The sequence below is a fragment of the Hymenobacter seoulensis genome (assembly GCF_054780535.1).
The window spans coordinates 349,585-363,446 of sequence record NZ_BAAGWD010000003.1; the positions used below are offsets into that span (position 1 = coordinate 349,585).

Annotated in this window: 14 protein-coding genes; 7 read left to right on the forward strand and 7 right to left on the reverse strand. The window is 58.6% G+C overall.

The window, feature by feature from the left end:
* Positions 1–25: 25 nt before the first annotated feature.
* From ACYVHC_RS15095 to ACYVHC_RS15120, 6 genes are all read right to left on the reverse strand, one after another.
* Positions 26–550 (reverse strand): phasin family protein, encoded by a 525-nt coding sequence (locus ACYVHC_RS15095; RefSeq protein WP_460614603.1) that lies wholly within the window; start codon positions 548–550, stop codon positions 26–28.
* A gap of 194 nt (positions 551–744) precedes the next feature.
* Positions 745–1,680, reverse strand: a complete 936-nt coding sequence (locus tag ACYVHC_RS15100; RefSeq protein WP_460614604.1) for an alpha/beta hydrolase — start codon at positions 1,678–1,680, stop codon at positions 745–747.
* Between the two features lie 95 nt (positions 1,681–1,775).
* Positions 1,776–2,921 (reverse strand): lysophospholipid acyltransferase family protein, encoded by a 1,146-nt coding sequence (locus ACYVHC_RS15105; protein ID WP_460614605.1) that lies wholly within the window; start codon positions 2,919–2,921, stop codon positions 1,776–1,778.
* A 184-nt stretch (positions 2,922–3,105) separates the two neighbouring features.
* Entirely contained in the window at positions 3,106–4,392 is a 1,287-nt protein-coding gene (locus tag ACYVHC_RS15110) for an aspartyl protease family protein (protein ID WP_460614606.1), read from the reverse strand.
* 116 nt (positions 4,393–4,508) lie between these two features.
* Entirely contained in the window at positions 4,509–5,579 is a 1,071-nt protein-coding gene (locus ACYVHC_RS15115; protein WP_460614607.1) for an o-succinylbenzoate synthase, read from the reverse strand.
* A 176-nt stretch (positions 5,580–5,755) separates the two neighbouring features.
* Positions 5,756–5,992 carry a KGG domain-containing protein gene (locus ACYVHC_RS15120; protein ID WP_460614608.1) on the reverse strand — a complete coding sequence of 79 codons (237 nt, stop codon included), beginning with the start codon at positions 5,990–5,992 and terminating at the stop codon, positions 5,756–5,758.
* A gap of 266 nt (positions 5,993–6,258) precedes the next feature.
* Between ACYVHC_RS15120 and egtB the strand changes: the two genes are divergently transcribed.
* The 6 genes from egtB to ACYVHC_RS15150 all read left to right on the forward strand — a co-directional run bounded on the left by egtB (position 6,259) and on the right by ACYVHC_RS15150 (position 12,529).
* A complete protein-coding gene (egtB, locus tag ACYVHC_RS15125) occupies positions 6,259–7,557 on the forward strand; it encodes an ergothioneine biosynthesis protein EgtB (protein ID WP_460614609.1) in 1,299 nt (432 codons plus the stop codon).
* A gap of 78 nt (positions 7,558–7,635) precedes the next feature.
* A complete protein-coding gene (gene egtD / locus ACYVHC_RS15130; protein ID WP_460614610.1) occupies positions 7,636–8,649 on the forward strand; it encodes an L-histidine N(alpha)-methyltransferase in 1,014 nt (337 codons plus the stop codon).
* A gap of 128 nt (positions 8,650–8,777) precedes the next feature.
* Positions 8,778–9,896, forward strand: coding sequence for a pyridoxal phosphate-dependent aminotransferase (locus ACYVHC_RS15135; RefSeq protein ID WP_460614611.1), 1,119 nt, complete (start codon positions 8,778–8,780; stop codon positions 9,894–9,896).
* 44 nt (positions 9,897–9,940) lie between these two features.
* A complete protein-coding gene (locus ACYVHC_RS15140) occupies positions 9,941–11,314 on the forward strand; it encodes an MATE family efflux transporter (RefSeq protein WP_460614612.1) in 1,374 nt (457 codons plus the stop codon).
* 206 nt (positions 11,315–11,520) lie between these two features.
* Positions 11,521–12,075, forward strand: a complete 555-nt coding sequence (locus tag ACYVHC_RS15145; protein WP_460614613.1) for a DUF922 domain-containing protein — start codon at positions 11,521–11,523, stop codon at positions 12,073–12,075.
* A gap of 121 nt (positions 12,076–12,196) precedes the next feature.
* Positions 12,197–12,529, forward strand: coding sequence for a tRNA-binding protein (locus ACYVHC_RS15150; RefSeq protein WP_460614614.1), 333 nt, complete (start codon positions 12,197–12,199; stop codon positions 12,527–12,529).
* On the opposite strand, the gene ACYVHC_RS15155 is transcribed toward ACYVHC_RS15150, so the two are convergent.
* Positions 12,526–12,924: a DUF4296 domain-containing protein gene (locus tag ACYVHC_RS15155; protein WP_460614615.1), complete on the reverse strand. Its 399-nt coding sequence runs from the start codon at positions 12,922–12,924 to the stop codon at positions 12,526–12,528. The genes ACYVHC_RS15150 and ACYVHC_RS15155 overlap by 4 nt on opposite strands.
* Positions 12,925–12,961: 37 nt before the next feature.
* Here ACYVHC_RS15155 and ACYVHC_RS15160 point away from each other — a divergent pair, with 37 nt between their 5' ends.
* Positions 12,962–13,861 (forward strand): DUF58 domain-containing protein, encoded by a 900-nt coding sequence (locus ACYVHC_RS15160; protein WP_460614616.1) that lies wholly within the window; start codon positions 12,962–12,964, stop codon positions 13,859–13,861.
* The last annotated feature ends 1 nt before the right edge of the window (position 13,862 follow it).

The window sequence follows — 13,862 nt, forward strand, 5'->3', positions numbered from 1 at the left end:
AGGTGCCTTCCGAGCGCAACGTGGCTTAGGAAAGCTGGCTGCCGCTGCTAGAAGTGTTGTCGTTGGGCGAAATGGCTTTTTTAGCGGCCGTCTTGTTGGCTTTACTTTCTGTGCTGCCCGAAGCTTTCGTAGACTTGCTAGCAGTGCTAGCCGATTTGGTAGCGCTGGCCTTAGCGGCTGCAGGTTTAGCTGAAGAGGAGCCTGCCGCTTTAGATGAGCTAGCGCTGCCCTTGGCGGAAGCCGACGAGCTTGCCGACGACGAGCTTGATTTCGCGTTGCCTTTTACGGTGCGCTTCAGTTCTTCCACATCGGCATTCGGCGCTACCCCTACGCTTTTCATCAACTTCGATGAAAGGCCCTGGAGCTGCTTTTCCAGCTCCTTGCGCTTGGCGTCGGTGTTTTTCTTCAGGTCGTCCATAATCTTGGCACCCTCCTGCTCCGACAGTTTGCTTTCCTTCACCAGCTTGTCGATGGTGCCCTGAACCCGCTCGTTGGTCAGGGACACAAAGCCGACGCCGGCATTGATGAACTTTTTAAACAGATCTTCCATGGGGCTGAGAGGTTAGAAAATTAGGGTGAGACTAGGTGAGGATACTACGGAAAGCCAGCGCACGCAGCAGCAAATAGTATGCAAGCCGACTACTTTGAACAAACCTACGAAAAGGCAGCTATATAGTTGAACCTGAGAGTATATTTTTTATAGCCTATACCTTTTTCTTCAGAACGCTTACGGCTGATATTAGTTTAGGCCGCCTTTGAAACTACGTGGGCAGTGGGAGTTGCCCACACGTTTCTAGTAAAGTCGGCAACTCGGTCCAGGGCAGTACGCGCTTCGGGCAGAAACCGCCAGAATAAGTGCCACCAATGTACTAGCCCCTCAAATACCTGCAACGTAACGGGGGTGCCAGCAGCGCGGGCTTTTTTGGCAAACAACAGCACATCGTCGCCGAGCACCTCAGCATCTGAAATCTGGATTAGCAATGGCGCCAAGTTGTGCAGTTCAGCCTGTACCGGTGAGAGCAGTGGATGGGCCAACGGTGTATCAGCAGCATATAGGGGGCCCCAACTGCGGATTTCCAGCGCCTCCAGCACCTGGCTTTCCTCGTGGCACACCCGGCGCAGCACGCTGGTCGGCAACACTAGGTCGGTCCAAGGCGAAAGGCCGATGGCTGCGGCTGGCTGAGCCTCTCCCCGCTCGCGCAGGGCCAGCAGCAGCGACAGGGCCAAGCCACCGCCCGCCGAGTCACCGGCCACGATGATGTTGCTGGGCGCGTAGCCGTGCCGCAACAGCCAATGGAACGCCAGGAGCGCATCTTCCAGGGCTGCCGGAAACGGATACTCCGGGGCTTTGCGGTAGTTGATGGCCAGAGCCGTAACGCCGCACCGCTGGGCCAAGCTGCCTACTAGGGCCCGATGCGTGTTCAAGGAGCCCAATACGTAGCCGCCGCCGTGCAGATACAGAATAACGCGCTCCGCAGTAGCCTCAGCGGGCCGAATCCATTCGGCGGGCATGCCATCTACGTCAGCATCTTCCATAAACACGTTCCAGGGCATCAACTGACCTAGGGAAAAAAGCTCAAACGCCAGTCGCATGGCCGGCAGGCGTGGCCGCTTGCGAGCCAGCGGACCAGTGGCAGAAGTAAGGATTTGCTTTAGAAGCAAATGCTGGGTAGAGGGCATGAAAAAAGCGGTGGGAAGTGCAGAACAGGAGCGGAAAGCTAGGCCGTTGCGCTGCCGCACAAGCGCCAGGCAGCTGCCATAGGCAACAGAGAGGTTTATTGCGCCGGAGTCGAGGCAGGCTTTTTACCAAGTCGGTGCCCTTTGTACCCCCGAATAGCAATAGGTATCCAGCCTAATACGGGAATAAAGAAGGTGAGGGTAAACGGATTGCGCCACAACATGCGCCAATACGTACCCGGGCTGCGCAGGTCCAGGTCGAAGTCGCGGCGGCCGTGGCGCACGTACTGGCGCTCAAACTCCTGAAATAGCGCCGGCCAGGCCCAAGGCAGGAAAAACGGAAAATAGCGCCAGTTTTCCTTGATGCGCTGCCACAGCTCGCGCCATTGGTAGGGTTCCTGGCCATACTGTTGCACGGCCTGGTCCATTTCGCCCTGCATTCGCTCCCGCACTTGGTTTGAAAGAACCTCGTAGTCGGCGCGGGTTAGCTCGTCGGTGGTTTTATCGGTGAGTTCGTAGGGCTTAATGCGGGTGCCCAGCACAAACGTAAGCTTGGCCGGAAACGCCATATAGAAAAACCACGGCTGCAGCAGCACCAGCAGCAGCACCGGCCCCATGGGCAGAAACGGAATCCCGATTTTCTTGCTCAGCCGATTAATCCACTCAAAACTGTAGGTGTAGGGGTTGAGATACTCGCCGTTGATGGTATAGAACGGAATGATATCGGTGCGGTGCTGGATGCCCAGCCGGATGATGCTGGTGGCCAGCCGCTGCAATTTGTACTTCCGGTTAAACCCCTTCCCGATGCCCGGCACCCCCTCCGGGTACAGCATCAGGTTGTGGTCGTTGTAGTACATCATCGTCTCGAAGTTGAGCGTGGTGGCATCTACGCACCCCGCTTTCTTCCAGAAGTTCTTGACCAGAAACGGGTTCATCAGCACCGACTGCGAGAGCATGGGCGCGGAAAGCGGCCTAGGCAGATGGCTTAAATCGGGCAGAAAGCGCCACAGGTGCGAGAGGGCCACAATGGCATCCCAGGGAAAGGCCATGCCCGAGTGGTTAGAGGCAAATAGCAGCGGCCGCTCGGGGTTGTTGCGCAGGGGGTAGTTCTCAAAACCCACTAGCTTGGACCGAAACCACACCCGGTCCAGCAGCTGCAGAATATTCCGGTCGAGGGTCTCGACGAAGTTTTCATCAAAATGCTCGGAGTAGATATGCTGATTTGCCTGAAGGGCGGGTGGCATATGGGGTAAGGCAGCAGATGATGAAGCAGAAACCAGCGGCATACGGGAGTGGGCGGGATAGAGAGAGAGCAGGCTCCTGATCGAAAACCAAAGGGCGGGATTCAAGATACAGGTTTTACGTTGGGTTCCGCGTAAAGTGAACCCTAGCCCTCAAACATGAGGTAACCCAACTATACTAAGCCCGCTAGATCTGCCGCTTCAGGCGGATGGTAGTAGTGTATAATTCGCCGGACTCGGCGCGGCGCACCACAAAAATCAGCGCCCTGCCATCAGCCGAGTGCAGCAGGCGCGTCAGTTGGTTAAGGGTAACTATCTCGGCGGGCATCAGGTTGACAGACAGAATTTCATCCCCTACCTGGAGCCCGCCCTGGGCCGCCGGGCTGCCGGCTTCTACCCGCAGAATGTGGTAGCGATGATAGTCGGGGCCGCTGGCCAGCACATCAAACCCGCACATGTCGTGCTCAAACGGGTCGTGAAACGTAACGTTGGGGCGCAGCATCAGCCGGTTGTGCGCGTAGTCGATTACAATATCAAAGCGCTTGAGCAGCTCAAAACCCAGGTTGCCATTGCGGGGCGCATCGGCACGCTGGGCCACATCGGCAGCATCCGGAAACGACGAGAGCAGCGTGGGCACCCAGTAGCGCCCCAACTGCATGCCTTTTACCCGGCCCAAATACCCGTTGATGCTGCCATTCAGGCCTCGTCCTAACTGGGTACGCAGCCGCGCCTTAGGCACTTGCAGACGAGGATCAGAGGTAGTCTCCAGCGACAGGGCGTGGCCAGCGCCGGTATCCAGCACCAGGCGCAGTGGGAGCTTCAGGGAATCGGTTACCTGCACGGGCACCGTCACGTACGATTTGCGGCCTTCCATATCCAGGGGCAGGCTTACCCATCGGCGGCCGCGCGGCGCCTTGAAAGTAGTAGGGTTATGAAAGGTCAGCTCTTGCCGCTCGGGGCTAACTTCCACCACAAAGCTGCGAAACACATCAGACCCCAACAGGCCATGAATGGGCATGCCTACGAAGCCCGATAGGTTCAGCACATCGTTGGAAAGCATTAGAAACGACATGTTGGGGGCACTTATACCCTCTGTCAGGTTAACTGCAACGTTGCTGACCTGGTAAGCTTCCAGCGGATTTTCCTCGCTGCCGGCTCCGGTCACGAAAAAGCGGGCGCCTATGGCTAGCCCTACTTCCTCTCGCAACCGCGGGTCTGTTATCAATGAGTTGCCGATTCCGGTATCGAGCAGAAAATTGTACGGCCCTTTTCCGTTCAGCCGAATTTCAATCACAATCAGATTGCGCTGCATCAGGAACGGCATACTGATGCGCTGCTTTTTGGCGTCCCGAAACTGGAATAAATTGGGCTGAGCCAGCACAGGCGCCGCTAGCATCAGGAGCAGTATCAAGGCCAGCCACCCCGCACAGGCGCGGCCCAAAAACGGCGAAAAGATCCTGGCGGGCAATAACATGGCTACAACGAAGCGTCCTTCGTAAGTTAACCAAAATTTGCATTCAGTGTTCCGCTCAGTATAGAAATTCTAAGAGCGGGTGGCTGCCGGAATAGAGCACTATTAGCGGAATATTTCTAGCCTGGCTCTTCCCACTGACCAGATGGGTCGTAGTGCAGCTGGCCCTGCCGAATATGCAGGGGCGCCGCTAGGTTATTGTGGTAGAGCTGGCCGGTGCCTAGCCCCTGCGGGAAACCGGGCTGCGCAAAGGAACCCGCCAGCTGGCTAATGGCATTCAAACCCACATTGGACTCCAGCGCAGACGTGAGCCACCACGCTATACCCCGCTCTTCGGCCTGCCGAATCCACTCCAGGCTGGCGCCTAGCCCACCTACCAGCGTCGGCTTGAGAATGATGTAGGCTGGTTTTACCTCATCCAGCATGTGTGCCTGCTCACTAGGCTTCGTAATACCTATAAGCTCCTCATCAAGAGCGACAGGCACTGGCGAAAGCTGACACACGGTGGCCATGGCCTCCCACTGCCCCGCCTGAATGGGTTGCTCAATAGAGTGCAGCTCAAACTCCGCCAGCTGGGCCAGTTTTCCTAGGGCCTCGGCCGGGGCAAAGGCACCGTTGGCATCTACGCGCAACGTGAGGCGCTCAGGGCCCGCCACCGCCCTGATTTCGCGAAGCAACTGCAACTCCGAGGCAAAGTCGAGGCCCCCAATTTTCAGCTTCAGGCAGGAGTAACCTTCCGCTAGCTTCTTTTCAATCTGCTGGCGCATAAACGCCGCATCGCCCATCCAGACCAGCCCGTTGATGGGCACGCCGGCCTCGCCGCGGCTGAATGCATTATCATAGAGCTGATGCCGCCCGCCATTTTGGTAGTCGAGGGCAGCTGTTTCGAGGGCAAACCGCAGGGCGGGCCATTCGGGCCCAACCAGGGCAGCTGCTTCCTCGGGCAGCAATTCTCGCAGCTGCCGCCGGTTAAACTCCCGCACAAACCCTTCCAGTGTTTGCTCAAAATCGTCCCGTGAGTCAGGGCTCAGGCCTACTAGGGGTGCGGCCTCTCCCAACCCCTCCAGCTGTGGCTGGGCACTGTCGTGCAGGTGCAGGTAGTGCGCTACATGTTCCGTAAGGGCACCACGGGAAGTGCGGGCCGGGAAATTGAAATGCAGAACACGACGGGAAAGGCGAAGCTGAAGCATAGACAGGCGCAGGCAGAGCAGATACGGAGAGTGGACCGGCAATATACGCGGCCGCGGCTTGAAGCACCGGCCCCAAACGCCAGCGCCGCTCCTGCCCCGAGTTTAGGGGCAGGAGCGGCGCGGTACTAACAGCCAAACCATTTACACGTTTTTGGCCAGCAAGCCCTAGGCGTTACTTATTGGGCAGCAGGGCTCTCGTTGGTGCGGGTGCGGCTGGCCTGGCCACCTTTGCGGCCGGCTGCGCGGGCTTCCTCGGACGTGAAGCGGTGGCCACGGCCACTCTCGTGCGAGGCCCGGCCGCCTTCGCTAGCAATGCGGCGCTGCGTGGCGGGGTCCATGGCAGCAAAGCCGCGGGGGCGCTTGGTTACAGTTGGCTCGGTGGCAGAGGTGCGGTTGGCTGATTTCGTGTTCATAGCTCGGCAATAAAGTCTGAGGGGAGTGATGCTTACGTTCAGATGTGTAAGGAATGTACGCCGCCAGATTTCTAAACCCGATTTATAAGCAGGAAAAAACTAGGTTTATATAGTAAAATACCAACTACTACGGAGCAGCTAGTCAGTAGTAATACTCGACAGTTACGACAAACACGTACTGATGAGGTTAGTACGCGCTGCCTATAAACTACTAGCCAGCTTTGCCGTTACTATTGTGTTCCGTTTCCACGCCAGCACCCTTCGTTATGCCTTCGGTTTCAACTCCTAGCCCCGCTGTTCTCCTCAACCCAACGGCCTCCGCCTTGGCCCGCTTTCAGGCCGTGCGGCAGCAGTCGGAGGCCTTGTGCCGGCCATTGCTCCCGGAGGATACTGTGGTGCAGCCCATGATTGATGTGAGCCCGCCCAAGTGGCATTTGGCCCATACCACGTGGTTTTTCGAGACATTCCTGTTGCGCGAGCATCTGCCAGGCTATACCGTTTTTCATCCGGATTACGCCTTCCTGTTCAACTCCTACTACAACTCCCTGGGCTCGCGGGTAAACCGCGCCGACCGGGGCACGCTTTCGCGCCCGCCGCTTCAGGATGTGTATGCCTACCGCACCTACGTGGATGAGCACATGGCGCGGCTGTTGGCACTGCAGGATACGTTACCACCGAGCTTTCAGCAGCTTTTGGAGTTAGGCTTGCAGCATGAGCAGCAACACCAAGAACTGCTGACTACTGATATCAAGTACATTCTGAGCACCAGCCCCCTAGCTCCGGCCTACCAGCCAACCCCGGCTCCGGCCGTAAGCCACCAAGCGCCGGCCGCTACGTGGCTGCCTGTTCCGGGCGGCATGCACCGAATTGGCTATGAAGGCGATGGCTTCTGCTTTGATAATGAACAAGCGCCGCACGACACCTACGTAGCCGACTTTGAGCTGCAAAACCGGCTAGTAACCAACGCTGAATACCTGGAGTTTATGGAGGACGGTGGCTACCGCGACTTCCATTACTGGTTGGGCGAAGGCTGGGACCTAGTGCAGCAACACAGCTGGGAGGCGCCGCTGTATTGGGTATTACAACAGGGCAGCTGGCACCGCTTTACGCATCATGGCCTGGTGCCCGTAGATATGGCCGCGCCCGTCACGCACGTGAGCTTTTATGAAGCCGATGCCTACGCCCATTGGCGCGGCGGCCGCCTGCCCACTGAGCAGGAATGGGAAATTGCCGCCCGCCATTTCAATGCCACCACCGCTGCCGGCACCTTCCTGGAAAGTGGCCTCTACGATCCGCAGCCGCTACCTGCTGCTGCTGCCCCTGACCGCTGCCACCAGCTACTCGGCGACGTTTGGGAATGGACGTACTCTGCTTACCACCCCTACCCCGGCTACGAGCGGGCGCCGGGCGCCTTGGGCGAATACAACGGCAAGTTTATGCTTAACCAGCTGGTGTTGCGCGGCGGCTCCTGCGCCACCCCAGAAAGCCACATCCGCCCCACGTACCGCAATTTCTTCCATGCCGATAAGCGCTGGCAGTTTACTGGCATCCGGCTGGCGCGCTAGTCGGTTATAACCTTGGCCGAGGCTAGCCGGTTGCTACCCATTCCGCCGCCAGTTCTCTCTCCCCGATATTTCTCTTGCATGTCTATTCCTACTGCCCCGCCTGCTCCTGCTATCCCCTCGGTTAGCGCAAACCCCGCTATGTCAGCCTTGGCATTGCATATTCGGGAGGGACTCAGCAAGCCCTTCAAAGCGTTGTCGTCGATGTATTTCTATGATGACGAGGGCAGCCGGCTGTTTCAGCAGATTATGGCCTTGCCGGAGTACTACCCTACCCGCACCGAGTTCCGCCTGCTCACGCAACACCAAGCCGCTATTAGCACCGCATTGCGGCCCCAGAACCCGGAGGAGCCTTTTTTCCTGCTGGAGCTAGGCGCCGGCGACGGGCTGAAAACGAAGATTCTGCTGCGGCATCTGCTGGAAACCGGCGCGCAGTTTACCTACGTTCCCGTTGATATTTCCTCCGCTGCCCTCGATGGATTGGCCAGCAGCCTGCAAGCTGAGCTTCCGAGCCTACGGGTAGAGCCCGTGGTAGCCGATTACGCCAACGCCCTGCGCCTGATGGCCAGCCGGCCCGGCCGCAAGGCGGTGCTGTTCCTGGGCTCCAACATCGGCAATTTCCAGCCCGAAGCCCGTCATCAGTTCCTGCAGGACCTGGCCCTGCCCCTCACCTCCGATGACCGCCTGCTCATTGGCTTTGATCTGCAGAAAGACCCGCGCCTTATCCGGAATGCCTACGATGACAGCCAGGGCATTACGGCTGCCTTCAACTTCAACCTGCTCCATCGCCTCAACCGCGAGCTAGGGGCTAATTTCGACCTAACCCGCTGGCAGCACTATACCGACTACGACCCGCTGAGCGGCTCCGTGCGCTCCTTTCTGGTGAGCACGCAGGCCCAGCAAGTGCACTTTGAGGCCCTGAATTGGGTAGTAACTTTTGCCGCCTGGGAAATGATTCACACCGAAAACTCCTACAAGTTTACCCGCCCCAGCATTGAGGCAGTGGCTGATGCCGCTGGGTTGCAGGTTCAGGAGTTTTTCACCGATGAGCAGGACTTCTTCGCCGATGTAATTTTGCAGCCGGCAGCTCAGTAGCCGCAGCCACGCACTAGGCCATATCCATCCGCAAAACCCTGATAAAGCGCCACCACCGAACGTAGCGCTGAAATTGATAGAGAGCCGTACCTTGCTTGTTGTCCTGCCCTCCCCTCACTTGCTTCTGAATGCGACCTAGTGCTCCTGTTACCGTTAGCCTGGCTTCAGGTTATGGCTCCTTTCCGGTACCTGCGGCCGCAGCCGCCGCGGCTGTGCGCACTATTCAGGCAGGGCCCTTGCCTATATCCGATGCGGCCGGCCTGCCCGTATTGCGTGAGGCGCTGGCAGGGCGCTACGCCGGGGGCAGCCGGTTAATTACATCTGAGCAGGTAGTAGTTACGCCAGGCGCCAAAGCGGCTTTGTTTGCCCTACTGAAGGCCGTGTTGCGCCCCGGCGACGAGGTAGTGCTGCCCACCCCTAACTGGTTTGGAATGTGGGAACTGGTGCGCCAGGCCGGCGGCATTGTGCGAGAGCTCCCCCTAAGCTCGGCAGATAACTACGAGCTGCACCCGGAGCAGCTGCGCGCAGCCCTTTCTCCCAGAACGCGGGTACTGCTGTTTTCGAACCCCAACAACCCCACGGGCCGCGTGTACCACCACGAGGCCCTGCGCCGCCTGCTGGCCGTTACGCAGGAGTTTCCGGACCTGTATGTACTCAGTGATGAAATTTACGACCTGATTACCTTCGGGGAGCGGCCAGTACCGTCGTTGTTGGAGTTCCCTGATCCGCGAGGTCGGCATTTGGTGGTGAATGGGTTCAGCAAGTCGTTGGCGCTTATTGGCTGGGGCGTGGGCTACCTGGTAGCTCCGGTGGAGGTAGCAGCCGCCTGCCGAGCCTGGCAGCACGCTACCAGCGCCGCCGTGCCAGCCCCTACGCAACTGGCAGCCCTGGAAGCCACTCGTGCAGCCACCAGCATTTCAGAGGGCTTAGTAACACAGCTTCAGCCCACCCGAAAGCTACTGCTGGAGTTCCTATCGACCCTTCCCCACGTGCCGCCTCTCCAGCCTGAGGCCACGTACTATGCTTTCCCCGATTTGCAGGCATACCTGACTACTGGCATCTCGTCGGTCGCGGCCTCGGCTGAGCTGGTTGCGCGGCTAAAGCACGCCGGTGTGGAGGTAGTGGACGGGGCTACGTGCGGAGCACCAGGGTTTGTGCGCCTTTCCTATGCCCTGCCAGAGGCCATGCTTTCTTTGGCCCTGTCGCGGCTTCAGACCGAATTACAACTGCCCGCAACTGCTTTCTGACAGACGGGCGTCGTACCTTTGCGGTTCTTTGTAGCTGCCGTAGTATGTCCCGCCTTCATTTTAGCGCCCACCTTCGTCCCACTCTCACGCTAGCTTACCCTGTGGTGCTCAGCCAGCTGGGCCACGTGCTGGTAAATGTGTGTGACAGCATGGTGGTAGGCCAGACCGGCAAAGTGCCGCTGGCGGCCGTCTCGTTGAGCGTGAGCGTGAGCACGGTGGTGATGGTGCTCGGTTTGGGCCTTACCATGGGCATCACGCCGTTGGTAGCGGGCGCCGATGGCCGCCGCGACACTCCGGCGCTGGGCCGCTTACTGGTGAATGGAGTGTGGCTAAGTGTAGTGGCTGGCGTGCTGCTGGCTTTGCTGGGGCTGATAGTACCGGCCCTGCTTCCTTACCTCAACCAACCCACCGATGTGGTAGAGTTAGCGGCGCCCTGGGTTCAGGTGATGTTTTTATCGTTTTTTCCCCTCATGATTTTTCAGGGGTTTAAGCAGTTTGCCGAAGGATTGGGCCTCACGCGCCAAGCCATGCTGCTTTCGGTGCAGGCCAACGTGCTTAATGCGGTGCTCTGCTATGGTATGGTGTTCGGCAAGCTGGGATTCCCGGAAATGGGCATGATGGGAGCTGCCTGGGCCACCCTTATTTCACGGGTACTGCTGGCAGCCCTCATGGCAGCTTACGTACTGAAAGCCAAGCGCCTGCAGGCATACCGCACCGCCGCTAGCCTCAACCTACAGCCCGATGCCGACGGCGTTCGGCGGCTTATCGGGCTTGGCTCACCTATTGGGGTACAGATGATGTTTGAAATGGGCGCCTTCAGCTTCTCGGCCATCATGATTGGCTGGCTGGGCGCCACGGAGCTGGCTGCCCACCAGATTGCCATCAACGTGGCCTCGGTAACTTATATGGCGGCCAGTGGTATTGCAGCGGCCGCTACCATTCGGGTGGGCAAGCACCGCGGCGCCCGCGACGCGGCCGGAGCCCGTGAGGCTGGCCTGGCGGCGTATCTAATTACGTTCCTGTTCATGAGCCTGATGGGCGTACTGCTGGTGCTGGGCCGCCACACCATTCCGCACTACTACAACCACGACCCCGCCGTGGTAGCCAAAGCGGCTTCTTTGCTGCTGATAGCCGCGGCATTCCAGATTTCGGATGGGTTACAGGTGGTAGGCTTGGGCGCACTGCGGGGCCTGGAAGACGTGAAAACCCCCTCGGTAGTGGCGCTGTTGGCCTATTGGGCCATTGCCTTGCCCCTAGGCTATGTGCTGGGGTTCCGGTTGGGCTGGGGCACTACCGGCGTATGGGTGGGGTTGCTCACCGGCCTGACCCTAGTAGCCGTGGCCCTGCTGATCCGGTTTAAGCGCCGGCCCGTGGTTGAGGAGCCCTTCGTGAACGAAGCCGCCGTTATTTCGCGTTAGCACCCTTACCAAAAGCCCCCACTGGGTTTGCCGTCGACTTCTAAATCCGAGGGCGGTATTGTGGCCGTACTTTTGCTAGCTCCCGTTGCAAGTCACCCCTGCTCTTCCCGCATGGCACAAGTTGCGGAAAGGTGTAGTCGGTTGTAGGGCCGCAGCAAGCTAGTGCGGTTCGGTTTTGAGGTCTGTTTATGCTATTCTAAGCACTGATGTTTTTCTACTTTCCCTTTTCGCTGCTGCTGAGCTTGCTACCTGCCACGGAGCAAGGAACCAGCACCCCGCCCGCGGAGCCCGCCAAAATAGAGTGGCGCGCCGGCCGGCCGCTTACCTGGGCCGATTTTAAGAGCCGGCCAGCCACCGACCAGCTGGCGGCCCTTACCTCCTCCACCATCGATGCCAAAGTAGGCTGCACCGATTTCGTGTTTTCGGCTGATGTGCGGGCCGTATTTGTGCCGCACGAGTCGTGGGTGCGCGACCCGCAGCGGGCCACCCCGGCCCTGCTGCGCCACGAGCAGGCCCACTTCGACCTGACCGAAATACATACGCGCATGTTGCGCCAGAAACTCACCTTAGTAAAGTTCGACTGCCTGAAGCTGCAGCCTGCTTTTAACAACCTCACCAAAGTTGCCTTCCTGGCCTGGCAGCGCGAGGAAGCCCGCTACGACGGTGAGACTAACCACGGCCTCAACAAAGAAAAGCAGCAAGCATGGGAACAACGCATTCAGGAGCGCCTGCAGCAGCTGGAGGCCTACGCCGTGAAATAAACTATGGCCCCGCCTAGGCGCCATCAGGTGCTGCCTATTACGTAATTTTGACCGTTATGCGGTGGCGCTGCCCAGCATAGCGGTCATTTTGCTTTCTCTCGTAACCACACCTTTTCCGCCAATGATAAGCTGGGCTGATTTTGAACGAGTTGATGTGCGCGTTGGGACGATTATAGAGGCTAGGGAATTTCCGGAGGCCCGGCGCCCGGCGTATCAGCTCCTCATTGACCTGGGCCCGGAAATCGGCCACAAGAAGTCCAGCGCCCAGATTACGCACCACTATCAGCCCCACGAGTTGGTAGGCCGACAGGTGCTGTGCGTAGTGAATTTTCCGCCCAAGCAAATCGGTAAGTTTCTCTCCGAGGTGCTGGTAACCGGCGCTGCCGATGCAGATGGGCACATTGTGCTAACCGCGCTAGCCGGCCCCGTACCCAATGGCAGCCGCCTGATTTAGTTGCGGCGAGTAGGCGAGGTTGCAGAAGTGCCCGATTTATCCTGCCGCTTTTCCTGCTGCGTCAGGCTATCAATCACGGTAGCGTAAATTTCATCCAGGTCCTTGTCGTGGATGGCGTAATACTGGTAGCTCTGCTGGAAGGCCGAGTCGGTGGTTTGGTAACGCGTGTACAGGCGTTTCTGCTCTTGCCGGAACAAGGCCCTAGCCGAGTCGCTGGGCAGCGCCGAGGCATCGGTCCGGGCTTCCAGCGTATGCAGCTCCACCAGCAGGCGCACCATCTTGTCGCGGGGCAGCAGCTGCCGGGGCGGGGCAATATCATCGGGCTTCTGGCAGCCCGTAACTCCCAGAGCCAGCAGGCCTACCACCAGCATCACACGAAACGAATGTTTTTTCACAGCTGCAAAGTTACGAGGAAGCCGTAGTTTAGTCGAAATGAAAACCGCCGATACCCCCTTTCAGCAACTTGTCCGTAAGCTTCGGCAGATGGAAATCCGCATTTTGAAGGCGGTGGACGCACAGCTACAGGGCGACTTTCACTCCGTTTTCAAAGGCACCGGCCTTGAATTCGATGATGTACGGCTGTATCAGTACGGGGATGAGGTGCGCGCCATTGACTGGGCCGTATCCAGCAAGGGGCACGGCACCTTCGTCAAGACCTACAAGGAGGAACGCGAGCAGCAGGTACTTTTATTGCTGGACGTAAGCGCCTCCCAGCAAGTAGGCGCCGCACCACACCGCAAAATCGACGTGGGGCGCGAAATCTGTGGGGTGCTGGCCCTGGCCGCCGCACGGCAATCGGCGCAATTGGGCATCTTGGCTTTCTCTGATCAGAAAGAGCTGTATCTGGCTCCCGGCAAAGGGATTCGGCACGCCTATGCCCTCATTAAACGGTTGTTTGAACTGGAGCCAAAAAGCCGCCAGACCAACGTGGCTGCGGGCATCAAGCAGGCCCTAGGCACCCTGAAGCGCCGAACCATTGTGCTCCTGATTTCCGACTTTATTGATGCCAATTACGAGCGGGAGTTGACCATGTTGGCCCGCAAGCACGACCTAGTGGTACTGCAGCTGCTAGATAAGCGCGAGCAGGAATTTCCGCCCCTGGGCATTATCCCGCTGCATGACCAGGAATCGGGCCGTACGGTGTGGGTAAATACTTCCTCGGCCGCATTTCGGGCCCGCTACCGCGCTACTTACGAGCAAAACCGCGAGCAAATCGGCCAGATATGCCGCCGTCACCGTACTGAGTACCTTTCCATTGCCACCGAATCAAACTTCGTTCCCCAGTTGGTGAATCTGTTTCGGCGGCGTAATCAGCGGGGCGGGCGTGGGTAGC

What these genes read in the sequence shown, in the direction of transcription:
- egtB (WP_460614609.1), top strand. Translation starts at nt 6,259, where the DNA reads ATGCCTTCGGTTTCAACTCCTAGCCCCGCTGTTCTCCTCAACCCAACG.
- ACYVHC_RS15105 (WP_460614605.1), bottom strand. Translation starts at nt 2,921, where the DNA reads ATGCCACCCGCCCTTCAGGCAAATCAGCATATCTACTCCGAGCATTTT.
- ACYVHC_RS15110 (WP_460614606.1), bottom strand. Translation starts at nt 4,392, where the DNA reads ATGTTATTGCCCGCCAGGATCTTTTCGCCGTTTTTGGGCCGCGCCTGT.
- ACYVHC_RS15150 (WP_460614614.1), top strand. Translation starts at nt 12,197, where the DNA reads ATGATAAGCTGGGCTGATTTTGAACGAGTTGATGTGCGCGTTGGGACG.
- ACYVHC_RS15100 (WP_460614604.1), bottom strand. Translation starts at nt 1,680, where the DNA reads ATGCCCTCTACCCAGCATTTGCTTCTAAAGCAAATCCTTACTTCTGCC.
- ACYVHC_RS15160 (WP_460614616.1), top strand. Translation starts at nt 12,962, where the DNA reads ATGAAAACCGCCGATACCCCCTTTCAGCAACTTGTCCGTAAGCTTCGG.
- ACYVHC_RS15135 (WP_460614611.1), top strand. Translation starts at nt 8,778, where the DNA reads ATGCGACCTAGTGCTCCTGTTACCGTTAGCCTGGCTTCAGGTTATGGC.
- ACYVHC_RS15095 (WP_460614603.1), bottom strand. Translation starts at nt 550, where the DNA reads ATGGAAGATCTGTTTAAAAAGTTCATCAATGCCGGCGTCGGCTTTGTG.
- ACYVHC_RS15140 (WP_460614612.1), top strand. Translation starts at nt 9,941, where the DNA reads ATGTCCCGCCTTCATTTTAGCGCCCACCTTCGTCCCACTCTCACGCTA.
- ACYVHC_RS15145 (WP_460614613.1), top strand. Translation starts at nt 11,521, where the DNA reads ATGTTTTTCTACTTTCCCTTTTCGCTGCTGCTGAGCTTGCTACCTGCC.
- egtD (WP_460614610.1), top strand. Translation starts at nt 7,636, where the DNA reads ATGTCTATTCCTACTGCCCCGCCTGCTCCTGCTATCCCCTCGGTTAGC.
- ACYVHC_RS15115 (WP_460614607.1), bottom strand. Translation starts at nt 5,579, where the DNA reads ATGCTTCAGCTTCGCCTTTCCCGTCGTGTTCTGCATTTCAATTTCCCG.
- ACYVHC_RS15120 (WP_460614608.1), bottom strand. Translation starts at nt 5,992, where the DNA reads ATGAACACGAAATCAGCCAACCGCACCTCTGCCACCGAGCCAACTGTA.